General features: G+C 39.3%; 16 protein-coding genes. 9 read left to right on the top strand and 7 right to left on the bottom strand.

Annotated features, from left to right (window positions below):
- Positions 1–34: 34 nt before the first annotated feature.
- A complete protein-coding gene (locus RIB54_RS19725) occupies positions 35–589 on the bottom strand; it encodes a carboxymuconolactone decarboxylase family protein (protein ID WP_350102533.1) in 555 nt (184 codons plus the stop codon).
- A gap of 423 nt (positions 590–1,012) precedes the next feature.
- Here RIB54_RS19725 and RIB54_RS19730 point away from each other — a divergent pair, with 423 nt between their 5' ends.
- From RIB54_RS19730 to RIB54_RS19745, 4 genes are all read left to right on the top strand, one after another.
- Positions 1,013–2,056: a zinc-dependent alcohol dehydrogenase family protein gene (locus tag RIB54_RS19730; RefSeq protein ID WP_350102534.1), complete on the top strand. Its 1,044-nt coding sequence runs from the start codon at positions 1,013–1,015 to the stop codon at positions 2,054–2,056.
- Positions 2,057–2,243: 187 nt separating this feature from the next.
- A complete protein-coding gene (locus tag RIB54_RS19735; RefSeq protein ID WP_350102537.1) occupies positions 2,244–3,599 on the top strand; it encodes an ATP-binding protein in 1,356 nt (451 codons plus the stop codon).
- A 115-nt stretch (positions 3,600–3,714) separates the two neighbouring features.
- A complete protein-coding gene (locus RIB54_RS19740; RefSeq protein ID WP_350102539.1) occupies positions 3,715–4,548 on the top strand; it encodes a helix-turn-helix domain-containing protein in 834 nt (277 codons plus the stop codon).
- 1 nt (position 4,549) lies between these two features.
- Positions 4,550–5,734, top strand: a complete 1,185-nt coding sequence (locus RIB54_RS19745) for a serine hydrolase domain-containing protein (RefSeq protein ID WP_350102541.1) — start codon at positions 4,550–4,552, stop codon at positions 5,732–5,734.
- 12 nt (positions 5,735–5,746) lie between these two features.
- Here the strand turns inward: RIB54_RS19745 and RIB54_RS19750 are convergent, their stop codons facing one another.
- Positions 5,747–7,552 (bottom strand): M61 family metallopeptidase, encoded by a 1,806-nt coding sequence (locus RIB54_RS19750; protein WP_350102543.1) that lies wholly within the window; start codon positions 7,550–7,552, stop codon positions 5,747–5,749.
- Between the two features lie 250 nt (positions 7,553–7,802).
- On the opposite strand from RIB54_RS19750, the gene RIB54_RS19755 reads away from it, so the two are divergent.
- The 5 genes from RIB54_RS19755 to RIB54_RS19775 all read left to right on the top strand — a co-directional run bounded on the left by RIB54_RS19755 (position 7,803) and on the right by RIB54_RS19775 (position 16,656).
- Entirely contained in the window at positions 7,803–9,017 is a 1,215-nt protein-coding gene (locus RIB54_RS19755; RefSeq protein ID WP_350102545.1) for an IS4 family transposase, read from the top strand.
- A gap of 575 nt (positions 9,018–9,592) precedes the next feature.
- Positions 9,593–12,034, top strand: coding sequence for a bifunctional aspartate kinase/homoserine dehydrogenase I (thrA, locus tag RIB54_RS19760; protein WP_350102547.1), 2,442 nt, complete (start codon positions 9,593–9,595; stop codon positions 12,032–12,034).
- Positions 12,027–12,968 (top strand): homoserine kinase, encoded by a 942-nt coding sequence (locus RIB54_RS19765; RefSeq protein ID WP_350102548.1) that lies wholly within the window; start codon positions 12,027–12,029, stop codon positions 12,966–12,968. Before thrA ends, RIB54_RS19765 begins: the two co-directional genes overlap by 8 nt.
- Complete coding sequence (gene thrC, locus RIB54_RS19770) at positions 12,955–14,232, top strand: threonine synthase (protein ID WP_350102550.1); 1,278 nt, start codon at positions 12,955–12,957, stop codon at positions 14,230–14,232. The genes RIB54_RS19765 and thrC overlap by 14 nt, the downstream gene beginning before the upstream one ends.
- Before the next feature lie 33 nt (positions 14,233–14,265).
- Complete coding sequence (locus tag RIB54_RS19775; RefSeq protein WP_350102552.1) at positions 14,266–16,656, top strand: alpha-L-rhamnosidase-related protein; 2,391 nt, start codon at positions 14,266–14,268, stop codon at positions 16,654–16,656.
- 11 nt (positions 16,657–16,667) lie between these two features.
- Here the strand turns inward: RIB54_RS19775 and RIB54_RS19780 are convergent, their stop codons facing one another.
- The 5 genes from RIB54_RS19780 to RIB54_RS19800 are packed head-to-tail and all read right to left on the bottom strand — an operon-like array spanning position 16,668 to position 21,305.
- Entirely contained in the window at positions 16,668–16,832 is a 165-nt protein-coding gene (locus RIB54_RS19780) for a hypothetical protein (RefSeq protein ID WP_350102555.1), read from the bottom strand.
- Between the two features lie 2 nt (positions 16,833–16,834).
- Entirely contained in the window at positions 16,835–18,289 is a 1,455-nt protein-coding gene (locus tag RIB54_RS19785) for a TrkH family potassium uptake protein (protein WP_350102558.1), read from the bottom strand.
- 38 nt (positions 18,290–18,327) lie between these two features.
- Entirely contained in the window at positions 18,328–19,668 is a 1,341-nt protein-coding gene (trkA, locus tag RIB54_RS19790; protein ID WP_350064963.1) for a Trk system potassium transporter TrkA, read from the bottom strand.
- Positions 19,669–19,686: 18 nt separating this feature from the next.
- A complete protein-coding gene (locus RIB54_RS19795) occupies positions 19,687–20,157 on the bottom strand; it encodes a gliding motility lipoprotein GldH (RefSeq protein WP_350102561.1) in 471 nt (156 codons plus the stop codon).
- A complete protein-coding gene (locus RIB54_RS19800) occupies positions 20,154–21,305 on the bottom strand; it encodes a PSP1 domain-containing protein (protein WP_350102562.1) in 1,152 nt (383 codons plus the stop codon). The genes RIB54_RS19795 and RIB54_RS19800 overlap by 4 nt, the downstream gene beginning before the upstream one ends.
- Positions 21,306–21,307 lie beyond the last annotated feature (2 nt).

Genomic DNA, 21,307 nt, shown 5'->3' on the forward strand with positions numbered 1-21,307 from the left:
TTTATGAGATTTATAATTATTCATGAAAATTGAATTACAATACGCCATTTACATTAGCCTTCACCTTAGGGAAGTCTATTTCTGTATTTGCCGTATTATTGAAGTAGTTGGTGAAAACATTAAGTGCTACATGAGCAATAATTTCTCCTACTTCACCCTCGGTATAACCAGCGTCCAATACTGCCTTTACTTCCTCAGAAGATGGCTTCCCCTGTGTTTCTACCAAAGTTTTAGCAAAGTGAAGACCTGCTTCAATCTTAGAATCGCTATGATGCGCATGTCGGGAAGCATTAAGTACTTCACCCTCAATACCTACCAGCTTGGTACCAATATAGGCATGTGCTGACAGGCAGTAGTCACAGGCATTCGCTTCAGCCACAGTCATGGCTATCATTTCCCCCATTTTTGCGCCAAGAGCACCTTTGCCGAGAGATTCGCTTAGGTTAAGATATCCTTCAAGTACTGCAGAAGAATTTCCCATGGTTCGCATCATGTTTGGAACAGTTCCAAGTTTTGCCTGAATGCCATCAAAAAGCTCTTTTGATTTGCTCGAAGCCTGGTCCCTGTTTAATGCTGTTAATCGTGTCATATCTTTTTTAATTTGATTATGACGCAAAATTATATTGACCACTTGCCGTAGAAAATGGATAATGGGCGCAAGTAGATGGATGATTTTCTCAAACTGTTAATTAGGTGCTAAGCCTTAATCATACCCCCTCAAGAAAAGACATTCACCCCGAGTCTGTCCCCAGACAGACTCCTATCAATAAAAAAATGTGCTCTAATTTTCAAAACCTGCCATCTCCACGGTAAGTTTATAAATAGTTGCCTCACAGGTTTTACGGCACAGCGGGAAATGATTTAAATTAGTAAAGAGAAAGCCTGTCATGGGACAGGATTAGGGGATACAGTGCAGGAGTATTAAATTTTTTCTCTCTTTTATGTCAAGACAAAAAAGCATCAATCATATTAATTCAAAAAACCCTAACTTCTGGCTTTCAATTTTCATTATATGAAAGCCATACTTTACGAAGAATTTCAGGGAGCACTTACCCTCCGAAATGTACCTGACCCCACTCCAGAAAAAGATGGGGTGGTCATTCAATTGCAATCCTCAGGGCTGTGCCTCAGCGACAGGCATGGCTGGATGGGTCATGATAAAGACATCAAACTGCCTCATGTGCCTGGTCATGAATTAGCTGGTATTGTAGTAGAAACAGGAAGTGCCATCAAAAACTTTAAGAAGGGAGACAGGGTGACGGTGCCTTTTGTATCAGGCTGTGGTCACTGCCCTGAATGTGCTACTGGCAATCAACAGATTTGTGATAACCAGTTCCAGCCAGGCTTTACGCATTGGGGCTCCTTTGCTCAGTTTGTTTCTATACATTATGCAGATATTAATCTGGTAAATCTTCCTGAAGAAGTTGAATTTGTAACAGCAGCAAGTCTGGGTTGCCGATTTGCCACTTCCTTTAGAGGTGTAGTAGATCAAGGCCGGGTGAAGCCTGAAGAGTGGGTAGCGGTTCATGGCTGTGGTGGTGTTGGCCTTTCAGCCATCATGATTGCAGCGGCCTTTGGCGCTCAGGTTATAGCCATAGATATCAATCAGGATAAACTGGATTTAGCCAAATCAGTTGGAGCTTCGGCCACTATCAACGCAGCAACATCAAAAGATGTGATTGGTGCTATCAGAGAAATAACCGAAGGCGGGGCACATCTTTCCATAGATGCATTGGGTCATCCTGATGTGCTATTTAATTCGGTGAGTTGTCTGCGCAAAAGAGGCCGACATGTGCAGATCGGTATTATGAATGCTGAGCACAACAATTCAAAAATTCCTATAGACCTGATCATCGGTAAAGAACTGGAAATAGTGGGTAGTCATGGTATGCAGGCACACCGATATAATGAAATGCTGGACATGATGAAAGCAGGGAAACTGCATCCTGAAAAACTTGTAGCCAAAACCATTTCCTTAAGCGAAGTCATTAATAAATTACCAGTCATGCACCAGTCAAAGACATCTGGTATTGAGGTGATTACCGATTTTGATTAAAAATAATACCCTTTTTCATGACCAAAAACAGGCTATTCAACTAAAGAAATGAGAGTGTTTTCCCTATTCCAGCGTAAATTTACCTTTACTTTGTGACAAATATGTCACTTTTTTACCCTTACTTTATGACAAATATGTCACTTTTTTACCCTTACTTTGTGACATATAAATTCCAATAATTGGTCATATGCCATTTAAAAGACATATTCAGAATAGCTTAAAGGACTGGAAAAACAAAGTAAACCGTAAGCCTCTGATTCTCCGTGGTGCTCGACAAGTTGGCAAAACAACTGAGGTAAAAACTTTGAGCCAAACTTATAAACATAGTATACTTCTAAATCTCGAGAAACCCACAGATGTATTCTATTTTGAAGAATATGACGATGTACATGTAATTGTTGAAGCTCTATTTTTAAATCACAATATATCATCTGACGACATTGGAAAAACTCTACTATTCATTGATGAAATTCAGGAATCACCAAAGGCCATACAACTGCTAAGATATTTTTATGAAGAAATACCAGGTCTTCATGTAATTGCCGCTGGGTCACTGCTAGAATTTGCCATGAAAGAAGTGCAGAATTTCCCGGTTGGCAGAATTGAATATCTATACATGCACCCAATGAACTTCATGGAGTATTTACAGGCCATTGATCATAAGGAGGCATTAGATCAATTAAACAAAGTTCCTATTGAACCTATCGGTCATAAAACACTTAGCGATTTATTTAACCGTTATGCCATTATTGGTGGTATGCCGGAAGTGGTGTCACAACATCTTGAAAACTCCGATATGACAAATTTGCCTTCGGTTTATGAAAGTATTTGGAGTACTTATAAAAATGATATTGAAAAGTATGCAGGTAATAATACCCAAAGGAAAGTTATAAAACATGTTATCGAAACCGCCCATTTATATGTAGATCAGCGTATTAAATTTCAAGGATTTGGACAATCCAATTATAAGTCAAGAGAGGTCAGTGAGGCTATGCGCAATTTGGATGACGCTAAAGTAATCCGTTTAATATACCCAACTACGGACACTGCCGTACCTATAAAACAAGACATCAAAAAATCTCCGAGGCTGCAGTTTTTAGATACTGGTCTTATTAATTATAATCTAAAAATACAGGCACAATTACTAAGCATGAATGACTTAAGTGAAGCATTTAAAGGTTCAATTATACCTCACCTCATTACCCAAGAATTAATATCATTAAATAAACTTAATGACCATAAACCCAATTTTTGGGTGAGAGAAAAAAGGCAGTCATCAGCGGAGGTTGATCTGGTTTATACCTATAAGGATAAAGTAATTCCAATAGAAATTAAATCAGGTAGTGCGGGGAAATTAAAATCATTGCACCAATTTATAAATGCAGTTGAGCACCCATTTGCAATCAGAATGTTTGCAGGAAAATTTAATATCGAAGAGCATACTACTCAGGCTGGAAAACCTTTTTATTTGATGAATCTACCTTATTATTTGGGAACCAAACTGCCAGAATACATCGATTATTTGATTTCGAAATATAGTTGATCATCCTTTTTAAGCCCATTAAAGCAAATGTCGGGTGAATGTCGGGTCAATTAATGTTCAAATTTTTGTTCTATATTTCAACTGGGAATAATCTTGTCTGAAAATCAGTAACACTATGAAACAGCCCCACTTAGGAAAACGGATTGCAGATTTAAGGCAACAAAAAAACCTGACCCAGGAAGACCTGGTTGAGAAATGTAACATTAACGTCCGCACCATTCAGCGCATAGAAGCTGGTGAGGTTACCCCCAGGCCATCTACATTGAAAATCATTATTGAAGCCCTGGATGAAAATTTTAATGAATTATTCCACACAGAAGAGCCAACCAGTTGGTGGAAATCCTTATTAGTTGTAGGCGAAGACATATCCAGCAAACACATAAAGCAGGTAATACAGACCGCCTGGATAGCTGGACTTATATACTTCGCCCTTGGACTAGTAGAGGCAGCAGCAGATTACTTGTTTCTTGAAGAAGCCTTTCTAAGCACCTCTGAGCAGTTGTTTTACATAGTGACAAAAACTGGTGTGCTGGTGGCCTATTTTTTCTTTATGCGAGGTTTCGTTGCCGTTGGCAAGGCCTATGACAACTACGTTCTTAAGATAGGCAGCTACCTCATGGTAGCAACCTATGTCATTTTTATTGCTATCGAAAACTACCATATAATCTCACCTTTGGATATGTCGCTGTACCTATATATTCAAACTGTATCAGCACTTATATTTGGTGCTATCGGTATTATACTGGCGATAGGTTTTATCCGTCTAAATAGATCTTTAGGCTCAATAGCGTTGGTTGCCGGTGTATTTGAATTGATGATAGCATGTCTATTTCTAACCATCATCGGGTCATTTATTGCACTAGTCCTTCTCATTCCTTCAGTAATTATTGAAGTTGTGATCTTGTTCAAAGCCTCAGAGCTGCTAGCAAAAAAGACAGCCACAGAATAAGATGAAGAAGCTTATAATTTGCTTAGTAGTTGCGATTTTGTGTCTGCTCTGTTACTTCCTGCTCCAGCCTATTTTTATTTATAATTTCGGATGGAACCCGTTCAGCGTTGATCATAAAAGTAGAAATGAGGTTATCTACGATTCATCATTTGCAAACAGTATTTTGCAAGCTCAACAGTTCATCGAAGATTCCATTACGCTCAAAACACCGGCATTGTCAGTAGCTGTAGGCATTGATGGTAAACTGATATGGGCGTCAAGTAGCGGCCTTGCCAACATTGATAGTAAAATTGATGCCACTCCCAATACGGCTTTTAGAATTGGTAGCACCTCAAAAGCAGTAACAAGTATTGGTCTCGGTATTTTGTTGGAACAGAGTAAGTTGAGTCTTGATGACACAATTCACAGTAGTATCATTGACAAAAGCATTACCATAAAACAGCTGGCTAGTCATACTTCAGGGATCAGAAATTACGGCATATGTTTTTGTTTTCCTGTATGGGAATATTATAATAATGATGAATATGCATCAATCGAGGCAGCCGTTAAGGTTTTCAATGATGATCCACTACTTTTTGAACCTGGAACTGACTTTAGCTACAGCAGTTACAACTTCACGGCACTAAGCGCTGCTATGGAGCAAGCTGCCGGAGCAGACTTCACAGCGTTTATGGAAAACAATGTATTCCATAAATCAGGCATGACTAACACATCCTTTGATAAACAGTTTGTTAATGTTGACAAGGCTGAATTTTACGATATTCAAACTAACATTTATAAAAAGGCTTTTGAAGTTGATAACAGTAATAAGTGGGCGGGAGGTGGCATGCTTTCCACGCCATCTGATTTAGTGAAATTGGGCAATGCCATTCTTAATGGGTCTATCATAAAACCTGAGACTTTTAAAACCCTAACCACCCCAGTGAAATTAGCTAATGGAGAAATTAATGAGCAAAACTATGCCCTGGGTTGGCGTGTCCATGAGTTTGACATGCTTGACAAAAAAGTGAATATTGTTCATCATGGGGGCACTGCCACTGGTTCAACTGCTTTATGGATAATAGTTCCTGAATATAATCTAACCGCAGCCATTATGATTAACCGGTCGGTAGAAGGCTTTCCTATGTTTGATATGCTTATTCCAATCGTAGAATATTTTATAACTGACCTTAAAGCAAATCATTAACTTGAAGGTAGATTACTCTACCTTCAACCAGGCTTTCCTCTTTTCTAAGGTCTTCTTATCTACTTTAGCGCCATTTTTCTCTGCCAATTGAGTGGTGTAGGTTGGGCTTGCTGCCAGTTCAACTTCCGTAGTCCTTTTCTCACCATAAGCGACATAAGTAATTTGTAGTTTGTCACCTATTTTATGCTCAGAGATAATCGAATCAAATGACTTTTCCGCAGTAAGTGCAACACCATTAATAGCTGTAATCACATGTCCTCTATCAAGTCCTGCCTCATACGCTGGGCTTCCTATAGCTGTATTTCTTCTAATAGTAACTGAACCGTCATTATTAGCATATACAGATGCTCCAAAATAAGGAGTGGTTTTATTTTGTATTAGATCAACACCCACAGAAGCCAGCAGGGTTTTGTAATCAGGCATTTCGCTGTTATAGATGTATTTATTGAAAAACATATCTCCAAATTCATTTCCCGCATACTTCTTAAGCGTTTCGTGTAAGTCCTTAACTGTGTATGGTTTTTCGTTTTTACCATAAGTCTGCCAAACAAGTTTCATATAATCATCAAGGTTAAGCTTATTTTGTCGTAATGACAGGTCAAGCGCTAATCCTAAAACGCTACCATAGGAATAATAGGAGATGAAGGTGTTTTCCCTGTTTACAGGATCAACAGCCGTGGCAGCATCTACAAATGGTGCCTGATAGCTCATTTCAATAGGATTAAAGAACTGACGGGCTGGTGAGTTCCATACATAATTAAAAGTGCCATCAAGTCCTTCTACATATTGTTCAGGTGTAATGACACCGGCTCTACACAAGATAAGACCAGTATAGTAGCTGGTAAACCCTTCAGCAAACCACAGCTCACCGCTCATATTAGCCTCAGTGAAATCAAAAGGTTCCAGTGCCTGAGGCCTTATCCTTTCGACATTCCAAGAGTGGAAAAACTCATGGGATACCGTACCTATATTGCCTTCCATACCTCCCTCTGCAAGACCATCCCTATCTGTTAATATTGTTGAATTTCTATGCTCCATACCATCACCAGAAACATTCGGTAGGTAGCAGGCAATAAATGTATAAGTGCCAAAATCATAATCAGCCAGCTCGCCATAAACATCCTTCTCTGCCAGAACAATTTTCTTTACTTTCTCAAAATAAGTATCCAGATCGGAAGATGTGCCATTATGGTGTAATACAAACCTGATATCATATTTTTTGCCACTCGACTCAACTTCAAACTGTCTCATGTCCCAATTACTGATCTCAGTTGGACTATCCATGAAATATTGAAGGTTTGGTGCTGAGTAGGTATTGCCAGACTCTTGTTTTAGTTGGGTGGCAACCTTCCAGTTTAGATCTGCTCTCGGTTTAAAAGTGACCTCCACCCTTCGATCAGGTTGCGAAGGTGCAAACATGAAAGTGGCCGGGATATTTAAGTGTGCGTGGGTTTCATCAATTTGTGAGTAGGTGCCATCACCATGATCAGCATACAAAGTATAGCTGATATTGACAGTGCCATCATGACCAGTAATATCCCATTGATATGGATTTGGTCTTGTAATTGTCAATTCCTTGCCCTTACTATCTGTAGCCACCACATTATACACGTTCTTAGCAAACTCATGGATGGCATATCTCCCCGGGGATGTCCTGCTCATCCTTACTGAAAAAGTTGACTCCTTTATATCTGGAAAGGTCGCTTTAATTTCAGCTTCATGGTGTACTGCATTATCGAATGAAATGGTGAATGTATTGGTTTGGGCATTAGCAACTAGCCCTGCAATTAAAAACGATAGTAAAAAAAGGTTTCTCATGAAATCGTATGTTTAAAAAAAAACGAATATAGCATAATTATAAAAAACCGTCTGCGCCATAGTATTTTTAAAATATTTGATGGTCAATCATATGCAAAATTTATAGCTCAAGTGCATGGACAAGACTAGTTTAACAATTTTTGTCATTCCGGCCACTGAGCCACTGTTGTCCGGGGAAAAATTTAAGGCTGGTCGTGCGACCAGCCTTTTTTGTTGATTACTTTGAGTTTCCAGACCAAAAGAATCAACGATGAGTAAAAGTACTTTTTTTACCGGACAGCCGATCCTCACCCAACTGTTAAAATATATAGATCGGGGTACAATCAAAACATTAGCCAAGTCAGGTGGGCATGATCGTTACTACAAGGGCTTTGATACTTATACCCACTTGGTGACCATGCTCTATTGTGCCTTGCAAAAATGCACCAGCAGCAGGGAAGTTGTTAGTGGCATGAAGGCCTGCCATCATAAACTCATCCATCTAGGTATTAGAAAATCACCAGCCAGGAGTACGCTATGTGATGCCAATAAGAAACGATCCTCAGAAATATTTGGCGATATATACAAGCTATTGCATAGTAACTTCAGACATCTTTTACCGGACAGCCGAAGCCCTAAAAAATCTAACCTGTTTATAGCCGACTCCTCGACAATCACTCTTTTTCAACAAATACTCAAGGGAACTGGTATGGGGGATTCAAATGGTAGACGTAAAGGAGGTATCAAGGTACACACCCTAATGAGTGCCCAGGAAGATGTGGCGGTGCAAATCGATTTTACATCGGCAAGGACTAATGATGTGGCTTTCCTTCAAAAAATTCATTTGTCAAAAGGCTCCTTCATAGTCTTTGATAAAGGTTACATAGACTACTCCCAATATCAGCGCCTGAGTGATGAAGGAGTGTTTTTTGTGACCAGGCAACGCAAAAGGGCCGATTATAATCAGGTTTTTGATAGGTCCTTGGAAAACGAAAGTATTCAGCGGGGCGTTCTAAAAGATGAACTCATAATTTTGGGCACCAGAACCCATGCTAAAAAAATAAGGCTGAAATCAAGGCTAGTCACTTTTTTTGATCAAGAAAAGGGCCGAACATTTCAATTTTTAACCAACAACTTTGAGCTCCTTCCAGAACAAATAGCTGATCTATACAAGGAACGTTGGCAAATTGAAATACTTTTCAAAAGGGTCAAGCAAAACTTTCCTCTCAAATACTTTTTGGGGGATAATGCAAATGCCATCAAAATACAGATATGGTGTGCATTCATAGCAGACCTTCTTATTAAAATAGTACAGACTCAACTCAAAAGACGTTGGGCCTTTTCTAACCTTAGGTCTATTGTAAGAATACATCTAATGAGCTATATCGATTTATTGAAATTCCTGAACAACCCCGATCTACTTAAACCCCGACTTAATGACCCTCAGCTTCAAATAGAGGGCTTCAAAATCAATTTTGAAACCTAAAGCCCTTTATTTCAATTGAATTAAGCTATTTCTAATCATTGTAGAAGTTTACCGGACAACAGTGGATCAAGTCCGCAATGACAGAAAGTTAGATCTCTTTTTCAAGAGATATAAGACCTCAATTAAAGACAACCCTGTTCGGGTTGTCATTCCGGCCTTGAGCCTGCCTTTGTCGGCAGACAGTCCGGAATCTTAGAAAGCCGCGTTGGTCAAGCACTCAAAATGAATAAATCTTTCCATTAGGTAAAAATTTTATGCACACGATTTAAAATAGAATAGCGGCCTATTTTCTTAATATTATCAGTGAAAAGTACTCAAAAACAAGCTTCTGAATAATGACTGATATTTTGACAATAAGAAATAAAAAACTAGTTTCAGCTTTCCAAGCGTAATAAAGCATATTGGTGAACAACATTTCAAACCATATCATCACTACAATTTCTACTGTATCAACAGTAGTGATTGCTGCTATTATTACAACAATTACAACCCCTTTGCGGGGTTAATATTTACATATCGCCATAGGCACTAGCCGACTTTTCTAAATAAAATTTTATTCTTTAAAAATCTCAACCATGCTTGTTGTGAAATTTGGAGGTACTTCTGTAGCCTCTGCAAAAAATATATCATTAGTCAAAAACATCATTGTTGCTAAAAAGCAGCCATTAATCGCTGTGGTTTCCGCCTTTGGAGGCATCACCAATTTACTTATCGAATGTAGCGAATTAGCCGCTGCAGGTGACGAATCGTATCTGAAGCTATTGAATCAGATAGAGACCCGCCATATTAAAACCGTTCAGGAGCTTATCACTGTAAAAGGTCAGGGTAAAACATTGAGCAAGGTAAAAATGCTACTTAACGACCTGGAGGACATTTATAGAGGTGTCTATTTGATCAGAGAACTTAGCCTTAAGACGCAGGATAGAATTGTGAGTTTCGGAGAAACATTATCATCAATTATCATCAATGACTACTTCAATGATGCTGGATTAAAAAGTAACTGGGCAGATGCCAAGCAGTTTATTAAAACAGATAGCAACTACAGCAGGGCTAATGTAGACTTCAAAAAAACATCAGAAGAAGTAAAATCCTATTTCAAAGAAAAGGCTGATTGCTGGGTGTGCCCGGGATTTGTAGCCTCCAATAAAAACAACGAAACCACTACCCTCGGTCGTGGTGGTTCAGATTATACTGCCGCCATATTAGCTTCTATACTCAAAAGTAAGGAACTCGAAATCTGGACTGATGTGAGCGGCATGATGACCGCTGATCCTCGATTGGTCAGTGCAGCTTATGCTATCAAAGAAATAAGCTATGAAGAGGCCATGGAGCTTTCACACTTTGGCGCCAAGGTCATCTATCCACCAACGATACAACCTGTGCTGGAGGCTAATATCCCTATTCATATCAAGAACACTTTTAAACCTGAGGATTACGGCACTGTCATTTCTAACAATGGAAACGGAAATGGCAACATCATCAAAGGACTATCATGCATTCAGAATATTGCTTTAGTTAATCTATCAGGTAGCGGCATGGTGGGCATCCCTAACTTTTCCCACCGACTGTTTAAGGCCCTTTCTACTGCTAAAGTCAATGTCATATTAATTACTCAAGCATCCTCTGAACACTCTATTTGCGTGGGGATAGATGAGCGTGATTGTGATGTGGCCAAAGAAGCTGTGGAAGAAGAATTTGAATTCGAGCTTTCAATTCACAAGATTGATGCTCTGGAAATAGAAAAAAAGCTTTCCATTGTGGCTTTGGTTGGATCCAAAATGAAAGAGCAAGTAGGTGTCAGTGGCAATATGTTTAGCACACTTAGCCAGAATGGTGTCAACATAAAAGCCATTGCTCAGGGCTCCTCTGAAAAAAATATCTCTGTCGTAATACGAGATGTTGAAGTGAGAAAGGCACTGAACAGTTTGCATGAAAGCTTCTTCTTATCGGATAGAAAGCGCATTAACCTTTTTATGATTGGCATTGGTAATGTGGGCGGTACTTTGGTAGAGCAGATCAACAAACAGAAATCTTATTTATTGAAACACCACCATATTGATGTTAAGATCGTGGCACTGGCCAACTCAAAGAAAATGCTTTTTGATGAAGATGGGATCAGCCTTAAAAACTGGAAAGAATCGCTCTTTGAAAATGGCGAAAAAATGACCCTGGATGGCTTCATTCAACAAACCATTGACCTTAACTTGAGAAATAGCATTTTTATAGATAATACTGCCAATGAAGTTGTGGCATCAATTTACAATGAGCTATTAAAAGAAAGTATTTCGGTGGTAACACCTAACAAAATCGCGTGTACCCAGAGTATTGATAAATACAAGGTACTGAAGCAAACTGCACTTAGATACAGGGCCAAATTCTTATTTGAAACCAATGTAGGAGCAGGTTTGCCTGTTATCAACACCCTTAACGATCTGATAAAAAGTGGTGATGAGATTTATAAAATCGAAGCCGTACTTTCCGGGAGTTTGAATTTCATTTTCAACAATTTCAATGAGAAAACCCGCTTTGTTGATGTGGTAAAGGAGGCTATGAAACAAGGTTTCACCGAGCCCGATCCACGAATAGATCTGAGTGGTGTGGATGTGATGCGAAAAATTCTCATCTTGATAAGGGAATCTGGTTTAGAAATGGAATTAAATGATATTAAAGGGGTGCCATTTATACCTAAAGCATGCATGGAAGCACCTTCTGTGGATGAATTTTTAGCTTCGCTGGAAGCTCATGAGGCTGAGTTTCAGCAACTATATAGAAAGGCCGCTGACGACAACAAAAAGATAAAATATGTCGCTTCTTTCAACAAAGGTAAAGCTGAAGGTGGGTTGAGATTTGTTAGTCCTGATCATCCGTTTTATAATCTTGAAGGGAAAGACAATATTGTGCTCTTCACTACCAAGCGCTATCCTGAGCAGCCTTTAGTAATTAAAGGAGCTGGCGCAGGGGCTGAAGTTACTGCAATGGGAATATTTGCCGACATAATGAGAATCGCTAATGGATAAGTCTATCAAGGTATTCGCACCTGCTACGGTAGCCAATGTAGGCCCTGGCTATGATGTGCTGGGTCTTGCCCTCAACAATATTGGTGATTACATGCAATTAACACTGAATGAATCCGGTATTATCAAGATTTCTATGTCTGATCCCGATTTACCAACTGATCCTGAAGTGAACGTTGCGGGTGTGGCTGCAAGAGCATTGTTGGATCACTTAAAATCCAAAAATGGAGTATCCATAAAGATCCACAAAAATGTTAAGGCTGGTAGCGGACTGGGCTCAAGTGCATCAAGTGCTGCCGGAGCAGTATTCGGAGTGAATGAATTGCTGAGTCAGCCATTGACCAGACTTGAATTAGTACCTTTTGCCATGGCAGGGGAAACGGCCTCTTCTGGCAAAGCCCATGCAGACAATGTAGCGCCTTCATTGCTTGGCGGTTTTACATTGGTACGCAGCTATAATCCACTGGATGTGATCAAGCTTTCATACCCAACATCACTTTATGTGACAGCTGTACACCCACATATCGAGGTAAAAACTTCAGACTCAAAGAAAATGTTGAAAAAGGAAATTTCCCTGGAGCTGGCAGTAGCACAATGGGGAAATCTGGCAGGATTTGTATCGGGTCTGGCAAGCAGTGATTTTGATCTTATCAGCAGATCATTGGAAGATTTGGTTGTTGAACCGATACGCTCGATGCTTATTCCAGGGTTTGAATCTTTGAAAGAAGCTGCCAAACACAATGGAGCGTTGGGTTGCAGCATTTCGGGTTCTGGCCCATCAGTATTTGCCCTTTGTGAAAACAAATCAATAGCTGAAAAAATAGGCCTTGAGTTTAGAAAAATCTACAACCAACTGGACATGAGCCATGACGTCCATATTTCTCAAATCAATCCGATAGGATGTAAAACATTAGACCCATCGTATGAAATTTTATAGTACTAAAAGATCAGTAGAGCCTGTTTCATTCAAAGAAGCGGTGATAAAAGGATTGCCTGAGGACAATGGTCTTTTTATGCCTGAGTACATTCCACAACTTTCAGAAGAGTTTTTCGCTAATCTGAATAATAAGAATATTCATGAGATTGGACTTGAAGTCGCTTATCCATTCGTTGCTGAAGATATTTCCAAAGATGATCTTGAAAGGATTGTAACTGAAACTTTGAACTTTGACATACCAGTAGTTAAGGTAGAAGAAAATGTCTATAGTCTGGAATTGTTTCACGGCCCTACCTGCGCTTTTAAAGATGTTGGAGCCCGCTTTTTAGCGAGATGTTTAAGTCACTTTTCTGATGAAAAAGTCACTGTTTTAGTCGCCACTTCTGGAGATACGGGAAGTGCTGTGGCGAATGGTTTTTTAGGAGTGCCTAATGTTAATGTTGTTATACTCTACCCAAAAGGTAAGGTGAGCCATTTACAGGAACAGCAGCTTACCACTCTAGGGCAAAACATTACAGCATTGGAAGTTGATGGCACTTTTGATGATTGTCAGGCTTTAGTGAAAACCGCTTTTTTGGATAAAGAGCTTAACAAATCAATAAAATTAACCTCCGCTAATTCCATTAATATTGCCAGACTCATCCCGCAGTCATTCTATTATTTCTGGGCTGTGAAGCAATTACCATCCGACCAGAAAATTGTTTTTTCCGTACCCAGTGGAAATTATGGCAATCTGACAGCAGGCCTTTTGGCTAAATCCATGGGCCTAAAAATCAAAGGTTTTGTGGCTTCCTCAAACGCCAATGATATTGTGCCTCAATATTTGAATGAAAACATATATAAACCAAGGCCTTCGCAGCAAACCATTTCCAATGCAATGGATGTGGGCAATCCTAGCAATTTTGGCAGAATGACTGAACTCTATAAGCAGTCATGGGATGATATAACAAAAGATATTACAGGTTACAGTTTTTATGATGGTGAGACAAAAGCTGCCATGAAAAAGGTATTTGATGAGAAAGGTTACGTTTTAGATCCGCATGGTGCCGTTGGTTATTTAGGCCTCAAAAAATACCTGAAGCAAAATGATTATTTGGGGGTATTTCTGGAAACAGCACATCCGGCTAAGTTTTTAGACACTGTCAATGAGGTAATCGGAGAAATCGAAATTCCAGAACGACTGGAAGCCTATTTACATAAAACTAAAGTAAGTATCCCTATTGATAATGATTATGAGGTTTTGAAGACTATACTCAAAGGATAAATAACTTATATTTAGGTAAAACTAATTGAAGTTATGCGATTTATATACGTCCTATTGCTGCTGGTTATTTTTAGTTGCAGCCCTAATAATAAGTCCGAAACACCCTCTTTTAACAACTTGATGGACGAAAGTCCGTCCATAACCGGTAAGCCAGAATACCTCAATTCTCCATTCGTCACAGCCGGTGACAGGGTTTATGTGGTAGGGCATCAGGATGGCTCCTTCCCAGAGTTGGGGTGGCATATCAAAGATGAAATGGGCGGTATTTGGAATCATCCTATCAAATTGATGGACGGCTTTGAAGTTGCTTTGGAGTGGGGAGAAGAAGCTATCGTTTTAAATAATGCCGAGTCATTTACCAATTACCCAATGGCAGGTAAGCATTCATTTTCTATTGAAGAAAAAGGTTTGGCCATTGATCACTGGCAATTTGTTCCCGATCATAAACAAGGCATTCTTATCCAATTTATTATTGAAAACAAGTCAAATCAAGAGCAGTCATTCAATTTCCAGTTTACCGGAAGTTCAGATCTAAGGCCAACCTGGCTGGGTGAACGAACCAATATGGTTGATGATAAAGACACAGCAGAATTTGACAGTTCAATTGATGGTTGGATCGTAAAAGACGGCTCAAACCCGTGGTTTACAGTTTTTACTTCTGATGAAAAGTCAACAGCACATCAAAGTGAGGAATATAAGTATTCAGGCAAGGGCGTTGCTAATTCCATAACACAGGAAATAAAATTAGTAGGCAAAAGCACAGCTATTATTAACTATTTTGTTGCAGGGTCTTATACTTCTAAAGAAGATGCACTAAATACCCTTCAAGATTTGAAAAGCAATGCACACCAATACTTCTCAGCTAAGAAGGAGAGGTACGCACAGTTAGCAAATCAATCCAAGCTGACTATTCCCGATAAGAAATTACAGAAGGCTTTTGAATGGTTAAAGTATAATGCCGATTGGATGATTCAAACGGTGCCAGAAATAGGTACAGGCATAACTGCGGGCATCCCCGATTACCCCTGGTGGTTTGGTGTAGATAGCGAATATGCCCTTAAAGGTTATATGGCCGTTGGGCAACACGACATCGTCTATAAAACCATTTCTTTATTAGACAGTCTTTCAGAAGTTACCAATGGCAATGGACGAATTATTCATGAAACCTCCACCAATGGTGCTGTTTTTAATCCTGGTAATATCAACGAAACCCCTCAATTTGCCTCTTTGATTTGGGAGGTTTATCAATGGAACGGAGATAAAGAATTTTTGAAGAAATATTTCCCCACCATTAAAAAAGGACTTTCATGGTTGATGGAAGAGAATGACGAAAACAAAAATCTTTTCCCGGATGGTTTTGGTATGATGGAAATCCACGGTATGGATGCAGAAATGATAGATGTAGCTGTTTATACCCAAAAGGCCTTTGCAGATGCTGCTCAAATAGCTATTGTACTAGGAGAACAGGCAGTTGCTGATGAATACTCAACAACTGCTGCAAATCTGAAGTCCAAGATCAATGATGAGTTTTGGTCAGATGAATTTAACTCGTATGCCGATTTTATCGGGTCAGATGAACAGGCTTTAAAGCTCATTGATGATGCAATTATTCGTGCTGATACACTCAAAAAACCATGGGCAGTAGAAGAATTAAAGCAAACCAAAGCCTTTATTAAGGCCAACCCATCCAAAGAGCTAAGACCATTTGTTTTGCATCACAATTGGGTGGTTAACACACCTATGGAAATGGGTATCGCTGATTCTGCGAAGGCCATAAAGGCACTCAATACTGCCGAGCAATTTGTAAATCCATTTGGTGTGTTTGTCACGGGTATAGATCGTGATGAATCTGCCGGAACAGACGATGGATCATTTAAAGGCAGTAAAATATTCTCCTACACAGGAGCTGTAATGACATTGCCTACTAGTGTTCAGGCGGTTGGAGAAAACAATTATGGTCATCCAGATAAAGCTTTGAACTATCTGGAAAGAATGACAAGGTCATTTAGTTATGCTCATCCGGGAAGTATGTATGAAGTTTCCCCTGACTATGGCATGCTGGTACAAGCCTGGAATATTTATGGTTTTGCAGTACCTATTGTAAAACAATTTTTCGGAATTAACCCTGATGTAGCCAATAAAACCATAGTAATCGCTCCTCAAATGCCTACATCATGGGATAAGGCATCTTTGGAAAATGTGATTGTAGGAGCTAACGAGGTGTCAGTTTTTTATGAGATGTCTCAAGGCAAATTAATACTTAAAGTAAATCAGACTAATCCTGATTATAAATTGAAGATACAACTACCCAAGCGCGGGTTTGATTTGGTGAAAAGCTCAATAGAACCATTACCAAACTCTAATAAATATCAGTTTGAAACCAATGATAAATTGGTTGAGATTGATTTAAATGTAAAAAATTAGAGGTAGGTGCTTTATGCTTTGTATTTCTGAGAAGCTATTACAAGTGTAAAAACAAGTGAAAAGATAATAACACCATAAGCAGCCACCCTTAGCTCAGGCATATTCACCACCTTAAAAAGATCCAAAAACAAATAAAGGATTGCAGCAATCTGTGCGGTAATTATAAGATACTTCATCACTAGTACTTCTTCCAGAAGTTAGGATTGAAAAGCATCAATACTGTAAAAAGCTCTAACCTTCCGAGCAACATAAGACCTGCTAAAAGCCACTTTCCAAATGGCGTGATGTGAGCAAAATTATTCACAGGCCCAACACTGCCAAGACCAGGCCCAATATTGCCCAGACAAGTAGCCACAGCACCTAATGCCGTATCGAAATCCACTCCAGTGAATGATATCAAAAACACTCCTACTCCATAAATGAGTAAGTAAATCATAACAAAGGCTAGCACATTGTAGGTAATATCCCGGCTCACCGCCTGGCTGTTCAGCCGCACAGGTATAACTGCGGAAGGATGAAGCTGACGTTTCATTTCAAGAAAACTGTTTTTAAATAGCAGCGTATGTCTAATAATCTTTACTCCACCAGCAGTAGAGCCAGCTGAAGCTCCAACAAACATCAGTAAAAAGAAAATAATAGTTAAAAATGGTGCCCAGGCGGTATAGTCTGCTGACACAAAACCAGTGGTAGTAATGATTGAGACCACCTGAAAAATCGAATCCCTAAATGACTTTTCGAAACCTTCCCATTTCGAAGAGAATACAAAAAATGATATACATACTGATAGTAGAATAACAAGGATCAAGTAATTCCTAAATTCTTCATTTGACCAGACTTTGGCGAACTTTCCTTTCAGTCCGTAGTATGTAATGGTGAAATTAGTGCCTGCCAAAAACATAAAGAAAGTGATCACATACTGGATATAGGCCGAATCGAAGTGCGCAATGCTGGCATTTTTGGTAGAGAAACCTCCAGTAGCCATTGTTGTTAGCGCATGATTAATCGCATCATAAAAATTCATGCCTCCAAACATCAATAATACCATTTCAAGCATGGTCAAACCAATATAAATGAACCAAAGTCTTTTGGCGACCTCCTTAATTCTAGGTTTCATTTTATCTGGCGATAAGCCAGGAGCCTCGGCAATGAAAAGCTGCATACCTCCAATACCTAATATTGGTAATATGGCCACCGCCAAAACTATGATACCCATTCCCCCTATCCATTGGGTAAGGCTGCGCCAAAATAAAATGCCTTTGGAAACACTCTCAATGTCTGTTAAAATGGATGCTCCCGTGGTTGTAAATCCTGAAATGGTTTCAAAAAATGCATCGGTAAAATTTGAGATCTCACCAGATAACAAAAAAGGGAATGTCCCGAAAAGCGACATAGTTAACCAGCCCACAATTACTACCAGATAACCATCCTTTTTCTTAAGTTCCTTATTCTCGTTCTTTCTATTAATGAACCAAATGGTACCACCAGTTAATAACGCTATGAGGCCAGAAAGCCCTAAAGGATAGATAGGCTCATTATAATATATGGAGAATGGCAAACACAAGAACATGAAAATGCCATTGATAATGAGAAGTAAACCCGAAAAACTGGCAATTTGTTTGAAGTTAAATCTCATCCAGTGCTTTGATAATCTTCGAAAGTATCAAATTTAGTTTACTTGAAAAATTCCTCCACCGTTTTTATGCATTCCAATCGACATAACACTACAGCCCTGTCTTTTGGCCTGAATTGAAAATTACCCATGGTGGTATAACCAACTCCATTTCTGACCACCCCACCAATAATTGCTCCTTTTGGAAATTCAAGGTCTTTAATCTCTGCCTGAGTGATTTTTGAACCGGCTTTTACAATAAACTCCAAAATCTCGGCATCCACACCATGAATACTTGTCAGTGATATAATATCTCCCTGGCGGACATACCTAAAAATGAAATTGGCAGCAATCAGCTTTTTGTTGATCATGGTATCAACACCAATATTCTGCGACAGATGGATATAGTCAATATTTTCTACAAGCGAGATGGTCTTTTTAACATTATGGTTTTTCGCTACAAGACATGAGATAATATTGGTCTCTGAATTACCTGTAACAGCAATAAAAGCATCCATATCATCGATGCCTTCCTCTTCCAACAGGTCAACATCACGGCCATCGCCATTGATGACCATCACATTTTTAAGCTGATCAGCCAGCTCGAAGCACTTATCTTTATCGCTTTCAATCAGCTTGACATTAAATTTTCTACTCAAGCTCTTGGCGGCATGAAACCCCACTTTGCTACCTCCAAGAATCATTACATTTTTAATCTCCTGCTTTACCTTACCGGAAAGTGCTAATACCTTTTCTATGCCATCAGGCTGTGAAATAAAGTAAGCATGATCACCTTCCTGAAAAACATTATCTCCATGAGGAATGATAGTTTGGTTATTTCTAAGAATGGCTACTGTAAGGAAGTTTTGCTCAGGATTCAGATGAGCCATCTCAATTAGTGATTTACCTCTCAGTTGGCTCGTTTCATCAATTATCACTCCTATAAGCGATAACCTTCCCTCGTCAAAATCAAAAGTATCAGTTATAGCTACCTCTTTCAGTAGTCTTTTAATCTCTTTCGCAGCCAATGACTCTGGTGAGATAATCTCGTCAATCCCTAAATCTTTAAGATCAAGCTTTTCCTTGTTGAGCAGATACTCTACATTTTGAATTCTCGCTATCGTCTGTTTGGCTCCCAAGTGCTTACCTATCATTGAAGTAGTGAGATTTGCCTCCTCTGAAGAAGTTACGGCAATCAATAAATCGGCATTTTGAATATCCGCTTCCTCAAGTACTTTGTAGGAGGTAGAATTACCTTTTACAATACTTACATCTAAAGAAGCCGAGGCTTGTTTTAGTCGTAGGCCATCCCTGTCCACCAAGACTATATCATGGCCTTCATTTGCTAATAGTTTAGCCAAATGAAAGCCTACATCGCCAGCTCCTGCAATTATTATTTTCATAAGTAAAAGATCACCAGATCACTCATTTATTGCCTGCTCTACCCTCAAGCCTGCAGATATTATTTCAGGCAATGAGTCCATGCGCATATACTGCTGCAGATGAAAGACATAAGGTCCGGTATGATCAAATTTATAGTTATTTAATATCGGCAGTTGATGATCAAATACATCTCCCAAACCTGAACCAAAGGGCTCTCCGGTTTTAGGATCAAACAAGTTGAAATTAACCAGCTCTTTTTTTAGCTGGTTATCCAATGTATCTCTCAGTGTATAAGTCACATATATGTTTTCATAGGGGTAGGCTACTGTATTTCTAAGGTTAAAATACAAGTTGTACCTCTTGTCGGCATCCTTTATATTAAATTGGAAAGTCTTTGCTGAGTCTGCTATCCAAATTTTATTCGTAATATCCAGATTCTCTTCATAAACACGAGAATCATCACAACTTACAAGAAAAATGAAAATTACTGCTGCTAAAACTAATCTCATGATGGCTTGTTATTCCTGTCTTGGTTGCGGTTTTTGGGAAATCTCTTTTTCCCTTTTCTTCTTTTCTTCTTTTTGGTGCTTGTAGAGTATTTCTTATCCATTCTCTCCAAATCACTATTGATTGTTACCTCTTCTTTTACAGGCACATTATCCTCTTGAAGTGATGATGGTTTTTTGCCAGCCTTGTTGAGCTTGATAATTTCCTTAACACGTTTGGCATCAATAGGGAACCAGGTGTTTTCGTCATCATAACCAAACCACATGATTTTTCTGAAAATATCTGTCTTTTGAAGCTTAGCAACACCTCGTTCAGTAAGTAAAGGTTTTTCAACTTTTGGAATGTCCTCAAGGGCATCAATGTAGGTATCCAGCTCATAGTTAAGGCAGCATTTCAGTCTACCACACTGACCAGAAAGTTTACTTGGATTCAAGGAAAGGTTTTGATAACGAGCAGCACTGGTACTTACACTTTTAAAATCAAACAGCCACGTAGAACAACATAATTCCCGACCACATGAACCAATACCTCCTAACCTACCGGCTTCTTGCCTAAGGCTTATCTGGCGCATCTCTACGCGGATGCGAAATTCACCTGCCAATAATTTTATCAATTCCCTAAAGTCAACCCTGTCTTCAGCTGAATAGAAGAAGGTAGCTTTTGAATTGTCAGCCTGATATTCAACATCAGACAGTTTCATATCCAGTTTTAGGTCATCTATAATTTGACGGGCACGGTACAGCGTTGGCATTTCGCGCTTCTTTACCTCCTCGTATTTTTCCTGATCTTTTTGATGAGCAATTCGGTAAATCTTCTTGATGTCCTCATTGTTCTTGACCTTTTTCTTTTGCATCTGGAGACGAACCAGTTCGCCTTGAAGTGAAACATGTCCCAAATGATGTCCATTAGGCACATCTACCACTACAGCATCGCCAGTAGTGAGTTCCAGATTCTCTGAATTTCTAAAAAAGTCCTTGTGGCCGCCCTTAAAACGGACTTCAACAATATCAAATTTATCGACAACCGGCACATCCATATTAGAGAGCCAGTCAAAAACATTCATCTTATTGCATCCACCAGTTGCACATCCACCGTTGTTATTACACCCGGAGACTTTGCTGCCACCTGAACTACACGTTCCGCATCCCATCG

The organism is Fulvivirga sp., assembly GCF_040218215.1.
GTDB lineage: Bacteria > Bacteroidota > Bacteroidia > Cytophagales > Cyclobacteriaceae > Fulvivirga.

What these genes read in the sequence shown, in the direction of transcription:
- RIB54_RS19725 (WP_350102533.1), bottom strand. Translation starts at nt 589, where the DNA reads ATGACACGATTAACAGCATTAAACAGGGACCAGGCTTCGAGCAAATCA.
- RIB54_RS19730 (WP_350102534.1), top strand. Translation starts at nt 1,013, where the DNA reads ATGAAAGCCATACTTTACGAAGAATTTCAGGGAGCACTTACCCTCCGA.
- RIB54_RS19735 (WP_350102537.1), top strand. Translation starts at nt 2,244, where the DNA reads ATGCCATTTAAAAGACATATTCAGAATAGCTTAAAGGACTGGAAAAAC.
- RIB54_RS19740 (WP_350102539.1), top strand. Translation starts at nt 3,715, where the DNA reads ATGAAACAGCCCCACTTAGGAAAACGGATTGCAGATTTAAGGCAACAA.
- RIB54_RS19745 (WP_350102541.1), top strand. Translation starts at nt 4,550, where the DNA reads ATGAAGAAGCTTATAATTTGCTTAGTAGTTGCGATTTTGTGTCTGCTC.
- RIB54_RS19750 (WP_350102543.1), bottom strand. Translation starts at nt 7,552, where the DNA reads ATGAGAAACCTTTTTTTACTATCGTTTTTAATTGCAGGGCTAGTTGCT.
- RIB54_RS19755 (WP_350102545.1), top strand. Translation starts at nt 7,803, where the DNA reads ATGAGTAAAAGTACTTTTTTTACCGGACAGCCGATCCTCACCCAACTG.
- thrA (WP_350102547.1), top strand. Translation starts at nt 9,593, where the DNA reads ATGCTTGTTGTGAAATTTGGAGGTACTTCTGTAGCCTCTGCAAAAAAT.
- RIB54_RS19765 (WP_350102548.1), top strand. Translation starts at nt 12,027, where the DNA reads ATGGATAAGTCTATCAAGGTATTCGCACCTGCTACGGTAGCCAATGTA.
- thrC (WP_350102550.1), top strand. Translation starts at nt 12,955, where the DNA reads ATGAAATTTTATAGTACTAAAAGATCAGTAGAGCCTGTTTCATTCAAA.
- RIB54_RS19775 (WP_350102552.1), top strand. Translation starts at nt 14,266, where the DNA reads ATGCGATTTATATACGTCCTATTGCTGCTGGTTATTTTTAGTTGCAGC.
- RIB54_RS19780 (WP_350102555.1), bottom strand. Translation starts at nt 16,832, where the DNA reads ATGAAGTATCTTATAATTACCGCACAGATTGCTGCAATCCTTTATTTG.
- RIB54_RS19785 (WP_350102558.1), bottom strand. Translation starts at nt 18,289, where the DNA reads ATGAGATTTAACTTCAAACAAATTGCCAGTTTTTCGGGTTTACTTCTC.
- trkA (WP_350064963.1), bottom strand. Translation starts at nt 19,668, where the DNA reads ATGAAAATAATAATTGCAGGAGCTGGCGATGTAGGCTTTCATTTGGCT.
- RIB54_RS19795 (WP_350102561.1), bottom strand. Translation starts at nt 20,157, where the DNA reads ATGAGATTAGTTTTAGCAGCAGTAATTTTCATTTTTCTTGTAAGTTGT.
- RIB54_RS19800 (WP_350102562.1), bottom strand. Translation starts at nt 21,305, where the DNA reads ATGGGATGCGGAACGTGTAGTTCAGGTGGCAGCAAAGTCTCCGGGTGT.